14 protein-coding genes and 1 pseudogene are annotated in these 18,265 nt (G+C 55.2%); 12 read left to right on the forward strand and 3 right to left on the reverse strand.

Going from position 1 to position 18,265, the window contains the following annotated elements; translation table 11 throughout:
• Positions 1–138: 138 nt before the first annotated feature.
• On the reverse strand, positions 139–1,323 hold the full coding sequence (locus tag EAW52_RS15925) for a hypothetical protein (RefSeq protein ID WP_122043192.1): 1,185 nt from the start codon (positions 1,321–1,323) through the stop codon (positions 139–141).
• Between the two features lie 364 nt (positions 1,324–1,687).
• Between EAW52_RS15925 and EAW52_RS15930 the strand changes: the two genes are divergently transcribed.
• Together EAW52_RS15930 and EAW52_RS15935 are read left to right on the forward strand one after the other, a co-directional pair.
• A protein-coding gene (locus EAW52_RS15930; protein ID WP_122043193.1) for an IS5 family transposase occupies positions 1,688–2,528 on the forward strand; the annotation gives its coding sequence in 2 pieces (ribosomal slippage) (positions 1,688–2,161 and positions 2,163–2,528; 840 coding nt in all).
• A 146-nt stretch (positions 2,529–2,674) separates the two neighbouring features.
• Positions 2,675–3,382 carry a DUF3053 family protein gene (locus EAW52_RS15935; protein WP_122043194.1) on the forward strand — a complete coding sequence of 236 codons (708 nt, stop codon included), beginning with the start codon at positions 2,675–2,677 and terminating at the stop codon, positions 3,380–3,382.
• A gap of 55 nt (positions 3,383–3,437) precedes the next feature.
• On the opposite strand, the gene EAW52_RS15940 is transcribed toward EAW52_RS15935, so the two are convergent.
• A complete protein-coding gene (locus EAW52_RS15940) occupies positions 3,438–3,620 on the reverse strand; it encodes a hypothetical protein (RefSeq protein WP_122043195.1) in 183 nt (60 codons plus the stop codon).
• 669 nt (positions 3,621–4,289) lie between these two features.
• Between EAW52_RS15940 and EAW52_RS26855 the strand changes: the two are divergent.
• From EAW52_RS26855 to EAW52_RS15985, 10 genes and pseudogenes are all read left to right on the forward strand, one after another.
• Positions 4,290–4,547 (forward strand): annotated as a pseudogene (locus EAW52_RS26855) (HAMP domain-containing protein); the annotation flags it as partial.
• Between the two features lie 171 nt (positions 4,548–4,718).
• Entirely contained in the window at positions 4,719–5,435 is a 717-nt protein-coding gene (locus EAW52_RS26860) for a methyl-accepting chemotaxis protein (RefSeq protein ID WP_372238923.1), read from the forward strand.
• Positions 5,436–5,565: 130 nt separating this feature from the next.
• Positions 5,566–6,570, forward strand: a complete 1,005-nt coding sequence (locus tag EAW52_RS15950) for an alpha/beta fold hydrolase (RefSeq protein WP_122043197.1) — start codon at positions 5,566–5,568, stop codon at positions 6,568–6,570.
• Between the two features lie 76 nt (positions 6,571–6,646).
• Positions 6,647–7,063 (forward strand): hypothetical protein, encoded by a 417-nt coding sequence (locus EAW52_RS15955; RefSeq protein ID WP_010797493.1) that lies wholly within the window; start codon positions 6,647–6,649, stop codon positions 7,061–7,063.
• A gap of 201 nt (positions 7,064–7,264) precedes the next feature.
• Positions 7,265–8,143: a lipid kinase gene (locus EAW52_RS15960; protein ID WP_122043198.1), complete on the forward strand. Its 879-nt coding sequence runs from the start codon at positions 7,265–7,267 to the stop codon at positions 8,141–8,143.
• A 117-nt stretch (positions 8,144–8,260) separates the two neighbouring features.
• Positions 8,261–9,184 carry an SdiA-regulated domain-containing protein gene (locus tag EAW52_RS15965; RefSeq protein WP_256680607.1) on the forward strand — a complete coding sequence of 308 codons (924 nt, stop codon included), beginning with the start codon at positions 8,261–8,263 and terminating at the stop codon, positions 9,182–9,184.
• 90 nt (positions 9,185–9,274) lie between these two features.
• Positions 9,275–9,934, forward strand: a complete 660-nt coding sequence (locus EAW52_RS15970; protein ID WP_019366652.1) for an ion channel — start codon at positions 9,275–9,277, stop codon at positions 9,932–9,934.
• A gap of 307 nt (positions 9,935–10,241) precedes the next feature.
• A complete protein-coding gene (locus tag EAW52_RS15975; RefSeq protein ID WP_122043199.1) occupies positions 10,242–13,430 on the forward strand; it encodes a PAS domain S-box protein in 3,189 nt (1,062 codons plus the stop codon).
• 274 nt (positions 13,431–13,704) lie between these two features.
• Positions 13,705–15,669: an ATP-binding protein gene (locus EAW52_RS15980; protein WP_256680608.1), complete on the forward strand. Its 1,965-nt coding sequence runs from the start codon at positions 13,705–13,707 to the stop codon at positions 15,667–15,669.
• Positions 15,670–15,977: 308 nt separating this feature from the next.
• A complete protein-coding gene (locus tag EAW52_RS15985) occupies positions 15,978–16,850 on the forward strand; it encodes a DMT family transporter (protein WP_122043201.1) in 873 nt (290 codons plus the stop codon).
• Positions 16,851–17,472: 622 nt separating this feature from the next.
• Here EAW52_RS15985 and EAW52_RS15990 read toward each other — a convergent pair.
• Positions 17,473–17,862: a hypothetical protein gene (locus EAW52_RS15990; protein ID WP_122043202.1), complete on the reverse strand. Its 390-nt coding sequence runs from the start codon at positions 17,860–17,862 to the stop codon at positions 17,473–17,475.
• Positions 17,863–18,265 lie beyond the last annotated feature (403 nt).

The following is an 18,265-nucleotide window of genomic DNA, read 5'->3' on the forward strand; positions in this document are numbered from 1 at the left end:
CTACATTAAAATAGCTATTACTAATGATTAACTGAGGATGGGGTTTGAGTCTGAGAAATACCTATGGCTGAGTTGGTGTTGAGAACCAGGGTATTTGCGATAAAGCTGAGACCATGTAGGAGGCCTCAGCTTCCTGCCTTACTGTTGGATAATGGAGGCTATATTACCCATGCCTGCTTGTGTAACAGCTGCCGTATTTGCAGGGCTAAATGAGCTCATTGGGTTATTCGGGTTGTAGTCCTGAGTCTGAGTGATGCTAACTTTATTATCGGTACCGTTTTGACTAACGGTGGCGGAATGACCTGCTGTGTCAAGCGCCTCATGACCGCTTTGTAAAAGAACGGTCTCATTTGCAGTGCCTGTTTGCCCAATGTCCGCATAATTATTCTTTTCTGACTGATTAATGGAAAGCAGGTTGTCGTCACCTACTTGGGAAAATCCAACAGTTGAAAAGATAGCATCCTGTGTTATATCTACAGCGTTACTATTGCCCATAGAGAGCCCAAGGAGGTTACTATTCAGCGCGCCTTGTGTAATGACTGCGTCATTATGGTTGCCTTGCTGGTTGAGCACGAGTGAGCTAAATCCGCCCCTTTGTTCAATGGAAGCTGCGTTGTAATTACCTTCTTGATGAAGACTGATACTGGTCAATCCGTAACGGCCCCTACCATGACTCACATCGGCCAGGTTATTATTGCCGTTCTGGCTGATCGTACTGCTTACTCCCCCCTGAGCCCCAAAGCTTTGACCTAGAGTTATCTGATTGCCGTCGCCTACCTGCTCTATTTGGGCTGTTACGTCGTCAGTTTGGAAAACCTTCAGGCGATTTTCGCTCCCATTTGTAGTAGCAGTCAGACTGCTACCACCATTTAAACTTCCCTGATGAATATCATAGGTATTGTTGTTTCCTTCCTGATACAACGTAGCGTTATTAGCCCAATAGCTTCCTTGCTGCTCAAGCGCCACGTTATTAGTGTCGCCCGCTTGAGTTACTGATGCGCTATGACTGGCTTGTGGCTCAATATAGTCAGGATGTTGATAAATAGAGGCAAGGTTTCCATTACCGCTTTGATTAACACTGACCTCGCTGCCGTAGCCTTCCTGTAGAGTTTCTACGGAATTTTTATTGCCGATTTGCACAATGGCAGACCGATGCACATCGCCCGTCTGGGTTTGTGTTGCCGTATTGCCCTCTCCGCTCTGTTCGAGCGTGACCTCATTGTTGTTTCCATTCTGTGTCTGGGTTGCGGTGTGGCCAGCAGCCAGCGTGGTACCCGAGATAGCAAAAAGGCTAGCAAGTGCTAGAGGCTTTAACATGAACATGAGGTACTTTCCTTGTGAGACCAATGATTAGCTAAGTCGAAAGACAAAGCTAGGAATCTATAGACCATCCTTACAAGGTCAGCAAACGAGAAAGTTCTAAGTTGACTAATAGATGCTGGCAAATAATTATCACACTGAAGTCAGCAGTCTTTATATATCCTCCTTACAGCGATAGGAGCTCTTGTAATCGCTGGGATATATCCTAATTAAGAAAGTTTGAAAGTCAGAATCAGGTCGCCTCGATTGACAATACAATCGCAGACTGGGCCTCCCAATTACAGAAGGCTAATCATGGGCATGCTAGGTTCTGTCTGAAAAATCGATTTTGCTAGGTTGTCCTGTCTTTTCCGAACGGAGAGCAGAGATGACCGGCCGTTACGAGTTAGACGATCAATCATGGGCGCTGATTCGCGATCTGGTTTCTCACAAGCAGCAGCGGGGACGGCACCGCAAGGATGATCGCCTGATGCTTAACGGCATCTTTTGGGTGTTGTGTTCAGAGGCGAAGTGGCGTGACCTACCTGATCACTTCGGAGCCTGGCAAACGGTCTATCACCGTTTCCGTATCTGGCGAGACCGCTTGCTGTTTAAGACTCTGCTCAAACGGCTTCATCTGGAGCTGAGGCAGGACGGTCGTATTGATCTAGGCACCTGGATAGTTGATTCAACCTCTATCCGTGCAACGCGTGCCGCTTCAGGTGCTCCTAAAAAAAAGGGTAACCAAACGCTGGGACGTAGCTGTGGCGGACTGACAAGCAAGCTCCATCTCGCCTGCGATACAAAAGGCATTCCCTTAAGCTTTACTGTCTCGCCTGGGCATCATGCTGATAGCCGTTATTTTACAAGCGTACTTAAATAAGGTTTGTCTGCCCTCTCCGCCAGGTCGACCTATCAAGCGGTGCCGTAGGGTTCTAGCAGATAAAGGATATGACTGCCAGGCGCTACGCAAGTACTGCGATCGCTTCAGAATCAAGCCCATCATCCCGTTACGTCAGATGCATCGTCGTCCCAGAACAGGTCTGCCTAGACTTTTTGACCGACCGGCCTATTGCAAACGCAATGCTATTGAAAGGCTCTTTAGCTGGCTTAAGGAGAATCGCCGGATAGCCACCCGTTTCGAGAAACTTACCAGTAGCTTCGAGGCCATGATTTCTCTGGCCTGTGTACGGATTTGCTTAAGGAAATCTTTTTCAGACAGACCCTAACACGTCAAGTCCGTCCCATAAGCAGAACTCGTTCACCAATTCGGCTGATCCCGCTCGCCACGCTTTCCAATCCCCTATATACGGTGCGCCGGCTGACCTCTGGTTGCAGGTCGGCTCTACTCCATTTGAGCTTATAGGGAGATCTCATGCTCAAGCGTAACCCCGCGGTTGCCCTGTTTTTCACCCTGATATGCGCCTGCCTGCTGTCCGCCTGCTCCAACGAAGAGGCGCAGCGCAAGGCATTCATTGAATTCCTGCAAACCCGCATCATCGATAAGCCCGGCGTACACGTTCCGGCTCTTCGGGACGAAGACAAGAACCTCTTTGGCGAATACAGCGCCCAGTATGCGGCGATGCAGCGCTTTCACGAGTCCCTCAACAAGCGAACCGAAGATTCGCTGACCACGGCGATGAAGCAGATGAACATCAGCTCGATGGGACAGGCTATTCAGCGCCGCGAGGATATTCAATCTGCCCAAAAAACACTGAACGAGCTGCCGGCGCTGATCAGCGAAGAACAGGCGAAGGCGGATGAAGCGCGTAAATCCTTCAAGCAGCCGGAAGATCTGAAGGCTGCCTATGACAAGGCCTATGATCGAGTTGTCACCCAGCCGGCCGAAGCCATGAAAAACATGATGCCGGTTGCCAGCGAGACCCTGACGGCAACGCTCGAAGCGCTTGATTACATCAATGCCCATCAGGACGTGATCAAGGTCAACGGTGCCATGATCGAAGTATCCGACCCCGCTATCCAGAAAGAACTGAACACCCGTCTCCAGGCCCTGAACACCAAGGCCCAGGCGACCATGCAGGCTCAACGCAAGATGGTAGCGGTCGTTTACGGTCGCGGGTAGGAAAGTCGATGAAGGAAAGGCTGGACAGCGGCTCTCTGCCCAGCCTTTTCATGGGTCAACTGGGGACAAGCGGAGTATCCGGGTCAATCACGTCAGGGTTATCGGTCACGTCATCCGAGTGATCAATGATCCCATCCGGCCCCACTGGCTCATCGGGCCAGGGCGACTCCTGGCCACCACCTGGGTTGATCGGACTTGGATCCATTGCATGAATGGGTGCCAACAGTTCATCACTCATGGTGCACCTCGCGTTCTCATCTGTTAGTGGCTCTCCCTATGTTGGATAGCCATTCATGGCAAATGTTCGAGCCAGACGCCTGTCATAAAAAATTACTAATCTATCAAGCCGATAGAACAGTTATCACATTAAGTTTTTCGCTATTTCACCGACACAGTGACGAGTACCTCTTTCTCTCGAGACACTGTGATGCTTAACCGTTCCCTGCGTGCTCAAGTTCTTGCCCTGCTCTGTGGCAGCCTCTTGCTGCTCATGGCTATTTCAATCGTTTCCTTCAAATTTCTTTCCGGGAGCGTTCAACGCTATCAAGGCCTTCTGTCCAATGAGATTCGTAGTGTTTTGCTGATCGACGAAGCCAACCTGAACTTTAAAACCCAAGTTCAGGAATGGAAAAACGCCCTCTTGCGTGGCAAGGATGACGCCAAGCGCGAAAAACATTGGAATGCCTTCCAGGCAGAAGAGCAAAAGGTTCAGGCATTCCTGTCTGACCTGAGCAAGCAACCTTGGTCAGACAGCTCTATCGCACAAGCCATTCAAAGCCTGCAGACCGAGCACAAGACGCTGGGTACAGCCTATCGCACAGGTTTCGAGCGTTTTAAGGCTGCCGGTTTTGACCCGGAGGCAGGTGACAAGGCTGTTGAAGGTATCGACCGTAGCGCCACCGCCCAGATGGCCGATCTTGTCACCAAACTGCACAAGCACAGTGACGAACTGTCCGCCCAAATTAGCGCGCAGGCTGACACCACCTTCCTGACAGGCCTGATCGCCTTGATTGGGGGCGGTATCGCCATCCTCGTTATCAGCCTGTGGCTGGTCAATCGCCGCCTGGTCGTACCGATCAGTGAGCTCATCGGCCATATCAATCAGCTCAGTCATGGCAACTTCAGCGTAAATATCCAATCCAGCCGCCAGGATGAACTCGGCCGCCTGGCGGGAGCCGCCAGCATTCTGCGTAACTTCCTGTCCGATACATTCACGCGCCTCAAGCAGAGCACCCAGGACCTGGACTCTGCCAACCGTGACCTGAACGCCATTGCCAGCCAGATGGCTCAGGGCAGCAACGAGCAGTTCTCCCGTACCGATCAGGTGGCGACCGCCATGCATGAAATGTCGGCTACTGCCCAGGAAGTCGCACGTCACGCAAGCGAAGCCTCCCTTGCTACTACCGAAACCGATCAGGCTGTTCAGCGCGGTAGCGTCGTCATGCAGGGCACCATCAAGACCATTGTCGACATGAGCGACGAGATTGCCGGTACGGCCTCTGTCATCAATCAGCTCGAAGAAGACAGCGTGCGTATCGGCAAGGTAATGGAAGTCATCCACGGCATTGCTGAACAGACCAACCTTCTGGCGCTTAACGCGGCCATCGAAGCCGCCCGCGCCGGTGAGGCCGGTCGCGGATTTGCGGTTGTGGCCGATGAGGTCCGTAACCTGGCGCGTCGCACAGCCGACTCGACCAACGAGATCAACCAGATCATTGCCAACGTTCAGACCGGCACTGCCAACGCGGCCAAGGCCATTCAGAACGGTCAGAACATCAGTGAGCGCAGCGTCACACAGGTGAAGGAAGCTGGCGCGATTCTGGACACCATCTCGGTCTCGGTCGACTCGATGCGCGCCAAGAACATCCAGATTGCGGCAGCAGCGGAGGAACAGACATCAGTCAGTGAAGACATTGCCCGTAACCTGACTGAAATTACGGCCATTGCCAGCGCCAACCAGGCCCAGGTTGAAAAGACCCAGGACGCTGCGGTGCACTTGCAAAACCTGTCCCAGGGACTGGCCGAGCTGACCAAGCGCTTGGGCGCAGCCTGATTGACCTACAGCCATCCGCCCCCTGCAGGCGGATGGCTGGTTTCAGGTAAAAGCCAAACGTGCCATTCGTCCCTACCGCGAACGGCTTTCCCGTGGACTACTCTAAATTGTCTTTAGCGGGAGCCCTGGCATGAAAAATCTCCGGCATACCGACAGCGCACACGTTACGCCTAGCAAAACCACGCCTTTACCCTCCCGCTCCGGCCCGCTTGTGTGGGGCTCCCTGGCCGTCGCGGCATCAGCCATGCTGGTCCGCCATTACAGCCGTCAGGCGGAAAAGCAGCACCCACCGGCAGGCACCTTTATCGAGGTGGATGGTATCCGGCTCCATTACGTCGAATACGGCGAGGGACAGCCCCTTGTGCTTCTGCATGGCAACACGACCATGGGTACTGACTTCGAGTTGAGCGGGCTTGTCGAGCGCGCAGCTCGCACCTATCGGGTCATCATCTTTGACCGCCCTGGGTATGGCTATAGCGAGCGCCCGTCGTCTACCGTCTGGGGTCCGCTCGAACAGGCTCACTTATTCAATCGAGTATTCGCTGCGATGGGTATCGACCGCCCTATCGTTCTCGGTCACTCCTGGGGCGCATTGGTGGCCATGGCGCTGGGGCTCGACTTCCCGCAGTCTGTCCGAGGCCTTGTGCTGCTGTCCGGCTATTATTACCCGACCGTTCGCCCTGATATTCCCATGGCGGCTTTGCCGGCCATCCCCGGCGTGGGTGACCTCATGTGCCACTCCGTTTCACCGCTGCTGTATCGCAGCATATGGCCACTCATGATGAAGCGGATGTTTGCACCCGCCAAAGTGCCCGCCCGCTTCAAGCGATTTCCGGCCTGGATGGCCTTTCGTCCTGTGCAGCTTCATGCCAGCGCCGCCGAAATAGCCCTGATCATTCCCGCAACGCTACAACTCAAGGAGCGTTACAAGACGCTGACAGTACCTTCCATCATCATGGCGGGACGCGAGGATCGGCTGGTTCATACCCATGTGCACTCGGGCAGGCTGCATACCGAGTTGCCGGAGATGGATTTCCGTGTCATCGAGGGCGCCGGGCATATGCTGCATCACTTGGCACCGCAGGCAGTACTCGACGCTATTCATACCCTGGCCGAACAGACACCGTCGGGTTGAACCTGTCTGGACAGTATTCATGAACAGGCGCCGGGCTCAGGTAATATAGGCGCCTTTTCCTGTAACGCGACGCTCAATGAACTCGATACCAGCCCGCATCATCTTCTCCAGCGCCCTGCTGCTGCTGGCTTATACCGCCTTGAGCCATACCCGCCTGGGCACGCTGCTCATCCCTATTCGTGACGCACAAACGCCCGACAATCAGGTGGTGCTGACCGTTGCTGTTGCGACCTTCGTATTGGTAGTCATGCAAATTGCCGCCTGCGTTCCCCTGGGCTTTCTGAGGGATCGCTTCTGGGCCAGCGCAATGGCGTGTGTCCTGCGAGTGCCGTCGTGGCTATTCACTTCTATCAGTGCGGTCATGTGCCTGAACGAAGCGCTGGCTAATCCTGCCTATTGGGCACCCTGCCTTGCGTACGCCGCCGCAGCGGCCGTGATCCTGTGGCAGGACTATCGGTTGCTCAAAAGCGCCCGTGTCAGTCCTCGCGCCTGAAACCGTCGGGTCCTACCTGCTAGTTATGCTTTTAACGTCAGTCTGAACGGATAATCACGCAACGTAAGGCTTTGCTGATCTTTTGAAACAACTCCGCCTCGCAGGCAGTTGTCAGAACGGGGCACTCTCGCGTTCCATCCCTCGGACAGACCTACACGTGAAGTGTCAGAGATAAACAAGTCATAGGGGATCTCAGACGCAATGACCGCTACCGAAACCCGCCGCGCCCTTCTGCTGATCAATAAACGCGCCCGCCGTGGGAGTGAATCCTACACACCTATCGTTGAAAAGCTCAGCCAGGGCGGAATAACCGTAGTCGAACCTACCGGAGGGGAAAACCTTTCCATCAGCGAGAAGATCAGACAGGCTAAAGGATGCGACCTGATCATCGTCGGCGGCGGCGACGGCACGTTGAACGCCGCAGCTCCCGCCCTGATTGAGGCCGGCCTGCCCGTCGGCCTCCTGCCGCTCGGCACTGCCAACGACCTGGCCAAGACACTGAATATTCCTCAGGACCCGCTCGAGGCCGTCGACATCATTGTGCGGGGGCAGCTGCGAGCCATCGATGTAGGTGTCGTCAACGATCATGTCTTTCTCAACGTCGCCAGCATTGGCTTCAGTGCCGATCTGGCTGATCAGCTGACCGCGGATATCAAGAAGAAATGGGGCAGTCTCGGCTATGGCCTGACCGCCTTTCGGCTACTGCGCCGCTTTCGCCGTTTCACCCTGTATATCGAACATGACGGACAGGTGGAAAAGGTCCGAACGGTCCAGGCATCCGTGGGCAATGGCCGTCACTATGGCGGTGGCATGACGGTGGAAGAGTCAGCAACCGCCGATGATGGGCGCCTGGATTTCTATAGCCTTGAGGTCAGGCATTGGTGGGAACTGATCGCATTGCTGCCCAGCCTGCGTAAGGGCACCCATGGCAAGGCGGATAAAGTCAGGGCGTTTCAGACAACCGCTATCCGGCTGAATACCCACAAACCCATGCCCATCAATACTGATGGTGAGCTGACCACCTACACGCCCGCTCTTTTTTCTATCAAACCCAAAGCGCTCAGGATCTATCGTCCATAGAGCGCACCTATCGAACCATGGGTGAAAGAATCGGAAACACTCGCACCTGCCTTATTCAGCTTCAGTTAAGCCCAACCCCCGTAGGCTATACGCCCAGAATTTTGAACCTGACCTAACATGCAGAACGCTCTCTCCTCCAAAACGATGGCAACGGCCTTGGCCTGCTTGCTAGTGGCAGCCGCGATAACCGCAGGTGCCCACCAGCGCCTGTTTGAGCAGGTCTGGTTCCGTCTGGAACAGCGCTTCAGCTCCGAGGAGGCCCAAGGGCAAGCCCTGTGGTTGCCTGACTACCATGTCACAATCGATGCCAAGCCACTGGGTAATGACGAAGACATGTCAGCGCTGACCTTCGACGCCAGCCGCCAGACGCTTTTTACAGTAACCAACAAAGACTCGCACCTTATCGAGCTTTCGCTCTCCGGTGATGTGCTGCGTCGTATTCCGCTCCGGGGTTTCGGTGATCCGGAAGCGATCGAATACATTCGTCCCGGCGTCCTCCTGATTACAGAGGAACGTAACCATCGTCTGATCGAAGTGCATGTCAATGATCAGACCCAGGTGATCGATATTGCCGACCCAGCTAATGCCAAACAGTTTTCGCTCAGCGCAGCGGATAACAGCAACAAAGGCTTCGAGGGCCTGGCCTACGACCCCAAGGAACAGCGCCTTTTTGTTGCCAAGGAAAAGGACCCGGTCCGCATCTTCGAGATCAACGGCTTTTTGACCGCCTCGCCCGACCAGCCGATCGACATCGACGTGCATGTCAACGCACAGCGCGACCGGGATTTGTTTGTGACCGACCTGTCCAGCCTTCACTATGATACGAGTACAGGCCATCTGCTGGCCTTGTCTGATGAATCCAAGATGATCGTGGAAATGGACGCCAACGGTAAGCCGGTCAGCTCCTTCAGCTTGAGGGGTGGTAATCAGGGGCTTGCCAAGGATGTTCCCCAGGCTGAGGGGATGACAATGGATGATCAGGGCAACCTGTATGTAATCAGCGAGCCCAATCTATTCTACGCCTTCAAGAAGAAGTCATAGGCCTTGTCGAGCCCTTTATCCGCAAGGCTCTGGTGAGCCTTGCGCTGCCGGGTTACGCTGTACGGCGTTTCCATCCTGCCCGTGCCCTGAATGAAAGTCACCCTCGTTACGTATCTGGTTCGCTACCCGTCTGCAAGCCTGTTACTTATCCAGCTATTGGGCATCGTGCTCTATCCCTTCATGGAGAACATGCCGGGTGGGCGAGCCGTCTTTGGCGCGTTTGGCGTCATCGTGCTGGTTGCTGCCCTGCGAATGGTCCGTCGCAGTCCAATGCTCCACTCGATCGCTTTCATTTTGGCCGCGCTCATCCTGTGCTTGGCTATCGTCAGCGAGATCTGGCCCAACCAGGCCGTTACGGTTGCCTCCGCCCTGCTGGAAGGCGCCTTTTACTTTTACGCAGCCGCCAGCCTGATTGCCTACATGATGGAAGATCAGCGCGCATCGACCGATGAGCTGTTTGCCGTAGGCGCAACCTTTACTCTGCTGGCCTGGGGGTTTGCCTATGCCTTTACCGTTTGCCAGTTGCTTCTGCCAGGCAGCTTTACCGCCATGCAGAACCCTGAGGCACCACGGACCTGGATGGAACTGCTGTTCCTGAGCTTTACCACGCTTTCCGGCGTAGGGCTGGGTGATGTTCTGCCTATTTCACCGCTTGCCCGCGGTCTGGTAATGCTCGAGGAGTTTGCAGGCGTCATGTACATCACCCTAGTAGTGGCTCGCCTGATCAGCCTGACGGTCATCAAACGCTAGAACCAACCGGTCGACCCTTACAAATGACAGTCCGGCTTTCAGCACCTGACACACCGATAGCCCATCGATATCATCCCGCCTACATACCTGTTACCCAGACAGGCCGACGGTTGGGCAGCCGGCGTGATAGACAGTCTCTCAAGTGCTGGATAGACTGGGCCGTTCACTAATCCCCTACCTTGCCAACCTCATTCATTCGTGACCTGATCGTGAGCGAAGCTGTGCCTGTGCGCTGCTGGATTCATGGCAAGGCATTGGCCCCTACCGCTAGGTACCTGGCGTACCGCGCCCTTCTTTTTATACCGGCATGACTACCATCGAAAACGAACATCTGCGTCTGCGTATCGCCGAACTCGAAGCCGAAAATACGGCGCTCAAGGCCGTTGCCGAAACGACTCACCAACAGAACCAGCGCCATCGGGATATTCTGAACAGTGCTGTCGATTTTGCGATCATCACAACCGACCAGTGCGGTCGCATTACTCACTGGAACTCTGGTGCAGAGCAGGTCTTTGGCTGGACAGCCGAAAGTATACTAGGGACCTCTATCAATCGCCTTTTCACCGTAGAGGACCAACTCCAGCAGCGCGCCGAATGCGAGATGCAACGCGCCCTGGAAAAAGGTCGTGCCAGTGATGAGCGTTGGCACCAGAAAAAGGACGGCGCCCTGTTCTGGGCCAATGGCGAGATGATGCCGCTCCGATCAGCCGATGGAACCCACCTGGGTTTTCTGAAAATCCTGCGCGATCAGACCCGGCAGCAAAAAGTAATTGAAGCTCAGCAGGCCGATGCCGAGTTCCTGCGCAGCGTGTTGGCCTCCTCTGACGACTGCATCAAGGTGCTCGACCTTGACGGCAAACTGCTTTACATGAGCCCAAACGGCCAGGACGCTATGGAAGTCAGCGACTTCAATGCCATTGCGGGTTGCCCCTGGCCAGCCTTCTGGCAAGACAAGGGGAGCCAGGAAGCGAAAGAGGCCATGACGCTGGCCCGCGCGGGTCAGGTTGGCCGGTTCATCGGGCAGGCCAATACCCTGGCAGGAACCCCTAAGTGGTGGGATGTACAGGTCACGCCTATCCTCGGCTCTCATGGGAGGCCTGAAAAGCTGCTCTCCATTTCGCGGGACATTACTGCGAATCACTCTATCGAGAATGCGCTACGCATCTCTCGCCAGATGAACAGCCTGATTCTCAACTCGAGCCAGGATTGCATCGTGATCATGGATCTTGAGGGGCATACTCAGTTTGTGAGCCCCGGCGGCATAGAGTCCATGGAGATTACGGACCTCTCTTGCGTACTGGGCAAGCCGTGGCTCCGGGTATGGAAAGACGCAGATCTGGAAGCGGCACGCAACGCCATCGCAAGTGCTCGTGCCGGAGGGACAGGACGTTTCCAGGGCTACTGCCCTACCCACACAGGCAAACCCAAGTGGTGGGATATTGCCATTTCCTGCATACCAGGCGCAGACGGCACGCCTGAAAAACTGCTCTCCATTGGCCGCGACATCACCGAACGCACCCGCGCTGAGTTGGCGCTGAAGGAAAGCGAAACCCGCCTGGCTTCTATTTTCGACGAAGCCTCGGTAGGCCTGTCCGAGATCAGCCTCGACGGCCGCTTTCTACGGGTCAATGATGAGCTCTGCCGCCTGTTGGGTCGCTCTCGCACAGAGATGTTAAGCACAACTGCAAAGACCGTTACCCTGGCTGAAGACCAGCCCAGGACGCTCGAGGCGCTTCAACATGTCCTGGCCACCCGACAGCCGACTCGTCTCGACAAGCGCTACCTCCGCCCCGATGGCACTATCGTCTGGGCCAATAGCAATCTGACCTGTCTGAACGATGATGAAGGCAATCCCCGCTCTATTATTGCCGTAACCATTGATTTCTCGGCTCGCAAGGTAGCCGAAGACCGGCTCAAGGCCAGCAAGAGCCAGTTGAGGGAGCTGAACGAGACCCTTGAGCAACGTGTCGAGGAGCGTACCCGTGAGCGCGACCAGATCTGGCGCACCACGCCAGATCTGGTCTGCACCGCCAGTCCGGAAGGCTACTTTCTCAACCTCAACCCTGCCTGGAGCGAAACCCTGGGCTGGTCGGAGCAAGAGCTGAAAGCACGCCCCTATAAGGACTTTCTCCATCCAGACGACCTGGAACATACTGTGCAAACCAAGCGGCTACTCGCCAACGGCCAGGTCTTGTCAAACTTCGAGAACCGCTACAGGCACAAAGATGGCAGCTATCGCTGGTTATCCTGGAACTCCCAGCGTCGTGATGGGCTGTTCCACAGCATTGCACGCGATATCACCACGATAAAGGCGCAGGCCGAAGTCCTGCATCAGACGGAAGAACGGTTGCGCCATAGCCAGAAAATGGAAGCTGTGGGCCAGCTCACCGGCGGACTGGCCCATGACTTCAACAACCTGCTCACCGGGATTTCCGGTAGCCTGGACCTGCTCAAAACGCGCCTGAACCAGGGACGCCTGAGCGATGTAAACAAATACATCACCGCCGCTCAGGACTCTGCCAATCGAGCCGCGGCCCTGACTCACCGATTGCTGGCCTTCTCCCGTCGCCAAACGCTCGACCCCAAACCGACCCAGGCCAACCAGCTGATCGAAGGCATGCGTGAATTGATCACACGTACCGTAGGACCAGCCGTGTGTATCACGACCGATCTCAGCGAAACACTCTGGCCCACGCTCTGTGATCCCCATCAGCTTGAAAACGCCCTGCTGAATCTGTGCATCAATGCGAGAGATGCCATGCCGGATGGTGGCCGATTGCTCATTCGAACCGAAAATCGCTACCTGGATGAGACCAGCGCCCATGAGCGCGACATGAATCCGGGTCAGTACATCGTGACGGAAGTATCCGACACGGGCACAGGCATGTCGCCGGAAATCATAGAGCGTATCTTCGACCCGTTCTTTACAACCAAGCCTATCGGCAGGGGTACCGGGCTGGGTCTGTCCATGATCTATGGATTTGCCAAGCAGTCAGGCGGTCAAGTACGTGTCCTCTCGGAGCCGGGCAAGGGCACCACCATGAAAATCTACCTGCCCCGCTATGCAGGCTCGTTCGAGGCCGGTGCGGAGCAGGTCAGATCAGGGGAGGCACCGCGCACGGAAAAAGGTGAAACCGTACTTATCGTCGATGATGAGCCCACTGTACGCATGCTCATCAAAGAGGTACTCGAGGAGCTGGGCTACAGGGCAATCGAAGCGGCTGATGGCACGGCAGGGCTTGCCATCCTTTCCTCCGCTGCACATATCGATCTGCTGATTTCGGACGTAGGATTGCCAGGGGGCATGAACGGCCGCCAGATGGCCGATGCCGCCCGCCATCAACGTCCGGATCTGAAGGTTCTGTTTATTACCGGCTATGCGGAAAATGCGGTGGTAGGCAATGGCAATCTGGAGAATGGCATGCATCTCATGACCAAACCTTTTTCTATGGAGTTGCTGGCAACCCGCCTGGAAACTATCCTCAAGAGTTGTTGAACAGCTGCGTCCGGCATGAACAATGTTGAACGCGGCCTCAAGAAAAGGGAGCGCCAACCGCTATATACCTAATGCTTAACCATTTTGCAGTTTGGATAGGGCGTTCTGTCACTTGTCAGAAATAAGCTAAGGTATGCACCTGAACGAGTCGGGACCTTATCGCAATCGGTGTGTCCAACACGAGTGACTGCGGATCATTTACGAGCGTGCCCTCACACGCCGTAACATCCGTTCTATATCCTTAGCGTGGCAAGCCCGAGCCATAGACTTGAGCTTGAAGCCGTTATCAGGTACCGGAACCTTGCAGCAAAAGAAAGAAACCCTCTTCGATCGCCTGCAACAGTGGGTGTTACGCCATGAATGGCCTACCCCCCTACGCTATGCTGTTGCAGGGGCGGCTGTCATTGTCAGTGCTGGCATTCGTCTGGCCCTGCCTGTCCTGGGCCTGCCGTACCTGCTGTTCATTCCGCTTCTGATGATTATCGGCTTCACGCTGGGCCTGGGGCCTGGTCTGTTCGCCACCGTTGTTGCTGCCCTTGCAGCGGCCTACCTGTTTGTCTCTACCCCCTTCACGTTCGATCTCGATCTGCTTCAGTGGGCAGCCAACGCCCTGTTCATTCTGGTTAACTTTGGCATCGTGGCGGTGTGCGCTGCACTCAGAAAGAACCTGATTCGGCTGAACGATCTGATGGACACATTAGAGCGTCGCGTAGAGGAACGTACCCGTGAGCGCGACCAGATCTGGCAAACAACGCCTGACCTGGTATGTACAACTAACGCTGCAGGCTACTTTGTAAGCCTTAACCCGGCCTGGACCAAAACGCTTGGCTGGTCCGACCAGGAGATGCATTCCAAGCCCTTCAGTGAATTTGTCCACCCGGACGATGTAGAGCGCACCGCCCAAGCCCTGCACATGCTGCAACGGGGCGACACGGTCTTTCGCTTTGAGAACCGCTACCGGCACAAGAATGGCACCTATCACTGGTTGTCTTGGAATGCCGTGGCCCGAGGGGATCAGATTTATGCCACCGTGCGCGATATTTCATCCGAAAAAGAGCAAAGCGAAGCACTCAACCGCGCCGAAGAATTATTGCGACACAGCCAAAAAATGGAAGCCGTAGGTCAGCTTACTGGCGGTATCGCTCATGACTTCAATAATCTGCTAACAGGCATCTCCGGTAGCCTCGAGATGATCCAGATGCGTGTGGCCCAGGGTCGCGCTACGGATATCGATCGGTATATTACCGCCGCCCAAACGGCCGCCAACCGCGCGGCCTCCCTGACCCACCGGCTGCTGGCCTTCTCCCGTCGCCAGACGCTCGATCCCAAACCGACCCAGGCCAACACACTGATCGAAAGCATGCAGGACTTGATCGACAGGACGGTAGGCCCGGAGATTACGGTAACCACTAGCCTTTCCTCTGATCTCTGGTCAACGCTGTGCGATCCGAACCAACTGGAAAGTGCCCTGCTCAATCTATGTATCAATGCACGGGATGCCATGCCCGACGGCGGCCAGCTGACAATCCGTACCGCCAATATCTGGGTCGATGAGCGTGATGCCCATGAACAGGACATGCTGTCTGGGCAATACGTTGCCATAGCAGTCATGGACACTGGCATTGGCATGACCCCAGAAATCGTAGCGCGGGCATTCGACCCGTTCTTTACGACCAAGCCCATCGGCATGGGGACCGGCTTGGGCCTGTCCATGATTTACGGATTTGCCAAGCAGTCCGGCGGGCAAGCACGCATCTATTCCGAAGCTGGCAAAGGCACCACGGTCTGGATCTATCTGCCGCGCCATCTGGAAGAGAGCAAACCAGAGCCTCAGCAGACTGAACTGATGCGCGCCCCACGTGCAAGCACCGGCGAGACCGTTCTGGTTGTTGACGATGAGCCGATGGTGCGCTTGCTTATCACCGAAGTGCTCGAAGAGTTGGGCTATGCCGCCATCGAAGCGGCCGATGGCGCCTCGGGGCTGAAGATACTGCTCTCCGATATGCACCTGGACCTGCTGATTTCGGACGTGGGCCTGCCCGGCGGCATGAACGGGCGGCAGATGGCCGATGCGGCCCGCCAGGCGCGCCCTGATCTCAAGATACTGTTTATTACCGGCTATGCGGAAAATGCTGTAGTAGGCAATGGCAACCTTGAGGCAGGCATGCACGTCATGACCAAACCATTCCCAATGGAGTTGCTGGCCAGCCGGATCAAGGAAATCATTCTGGAAGATTGATTATGGCTTGCGCTCTGCCAGCGGAGGCGCTAATGTTTCTTAATCATTTGCCAGCTGTTGGCTGACGCTACCATGAATCATCTGCATACAGGCCAGTTTTCCTCCTCGTCCGCACCGGACGTGGCGTGCCTGCATGCGCGTTTCTCCCTCGCACCACCTGTCGTATCCCCTCCGGTTGTTGTGGCAGTAGTCGCTGCCTGATGACGCTCGGCTGATTACAGCCGTTTTCTTTCTCCAGTCTTGATCGGAACTGCCTACCACAGGCCGTTGGCTGGAGCCTGCTTTTCGTACTGACAGGTGAAATGACAATGTTAGGTTCATTAAGAACCCTGCTTGTGGCCAATAGCGCCACAGGGTTGTTCGTGCTGCTCTGGAGCAGCGGCGCGTTATTCGCTCACGTAGGCGTTACCCACGCCCCCGCATTCACGTTCCTGCTGTTACGCTTCATCATTGCGTTTACAGTGCTCTTGCTAATGGGGCTCTGGCGGCGACGCTGGTTGCCATCGCCGGGCTCTCGCAGCCGGGTAGCCCTCACCGGAGCGCTGCTTATCGGCGGCTACAGCATTTGTTATCTGTTGGCTCTGGATAAAGGCGTTACGCCGGGAGTCCTGGCTACCCTTCTGGGTGTACAACCCATTCTCACCCTGGTGCTGGTTGAAAGACGATTATCACCCCGTCGGCTGGCGGGCCTGCTGTTGGCCCTGGGTGGACTGTCTCTGCTCGTCTACCGCAGCCTGGCGATGGCGCATCTGTCCTTGAGTGGGATTCTGTATGCGCTGGCAGCGCTCTTGTGCATGTCGATTGGTGCCATTCTGCAGAAAGGCCTGAGTCAGCCCCCAGCGGACGTTTTGCCGTTGCAGGTCGGTATTAGCCTAGTGCTCTGCCTGCTTTTCGTCCCCTTCCAGCCCATCAGGTTTGAGCTGTCCTCGGAGCTTGTGACATCCGTTCTCTGGATGGCCGTCGTCATCTCCGTTCTTGCACAACTCCTGTTTTATCGACTCGTACAAACCGGCAATCTGGTAAACGTAACCAGTCTGTTTTATCTGGTGCCACTTGTGACAACGCTGTTGGATTACCTGATTCTTGGTCACCGGGTCGACGCACAAGGTGGGATGGGAATGGTGGCCATCCTTATAGGGCTGGTATTAGTATTCCGTCAAAATAAGCCTGCCGATAGTTGACGCAGCCGTGCCAGAAGGACGGTTTCTACCGCCCTTCTGGCACGAACCTATTCATTGAGATTTTGTAATAAACAAGTCTGATACGTGATTTCCATCCCTCTTTATAGGCTATGGATGCGACGCATCAGATTCAGTAACGGCAAGACGGCCTGGCATTAGTTGGGCATTGCGATCGTGACAACCAACAAGATACCAAACAGGGTAGAAAGTGTGGCAAACCAAGCCGTAGAGCTGGGTCTTTTACGAGGATATCCGCGGTTTGTTTTTGAAACAGCTGGATATGCAGATTCTGAGTTCATGTCTCTCAAACTGAATAATAGAGTTGCCCGTCAACGACTTCACGGGTAGATGAAGCCAAACGGCGAGCCATAGCGTTCATACAAGGATGGCTCTACAAGCAAGCGCCACGGTTCAGGACGCCTGTCTCCTTGCACGGCGCATAGATATATCAAACTTTTCAGAGCAGAGAGAGCGAGAGATGTTTGCAAGTTTTTGCATGAAGCGAGGGTTTTGAAAGAGCCGGCCCTGGCAGGCAGGACCGAAACAGGAGGGTATACAAGCGGCGCATGCTCCTTTGCCCCCCCTTCTCTCACTGAGACATCTATTTCCAGACGTGTTCAGGTCAATAGCCCAACAGCCCCTGCGCAGCATCCAGACTGCTTATCTCCACGCCGGTAGACAGCGCTGCGAAGAGCACTACCATGTAGCGCGCCATTTCCAAAGCGTCCGCCTCCTCGCAATCCAAGGTAAGGTCCTCTACATCCCACAGGGGACAACTGACGCACATGGTTTTCTCGTGGGGGTTGTAGGACAGGTGAATCCCCAGGCGTATCTGAAGTCGACGTGACTCACCATCGTCGATATGGGGCAGCCACTGGAAGCTCTCGCCGTTTTCATCCCTGACGATGGGTATGTCCTGCGCCCAATCGATTACCTTCCAACCTAGGGCTTCGGCCGCCAGAGTCAATTGCTGGCGTTGATCAAACGGATCACTGTTGGTTTCTAAAGCCATACTGTTACTCCATCAGGGCAATGTACTACTTAAAGCATAGCTGGCTGCTTCAAGCAGGCTGAACCTGACAGATAGGCTGTCGGCTTCGCCTGCGATGCAGACATCTGGCAACGTCAATCCCTCAAGTAGATCCAGTGTTCTCGTGAGCCAAGAAGACGAGCAAGTCGCCGTATCTAACTCGCACTGCCTGCAGGCCCTATTCATGTACGCGCCTCCCTGTACAACCAATTATCGGCCATTACCACCTGGACGAGCATAGCGCTCCAGATTTATCGAACCGGGCCGATAGCCTCCTATCAGTCTGCGGCAATTGCCTGCCGTGTCGTATTTGTCTCTGTCGGCTTGATGTCTTTATGAAATGGTCTTTGCGTAAAAAGATTGCTCTATCCTCCAGCACTGCGGT

It is taken from the genome of Pseudomonas sp. LTJR-52 (assembly GCF_003691465.1).
Classification (GTDB): domain Bacteria; phylum Pseudomonadota; class Gammaproteobacteria; order Pseudomonadales; family Pseudomonadaceae; genus Chryseomonas; species Chryseomonas luteola.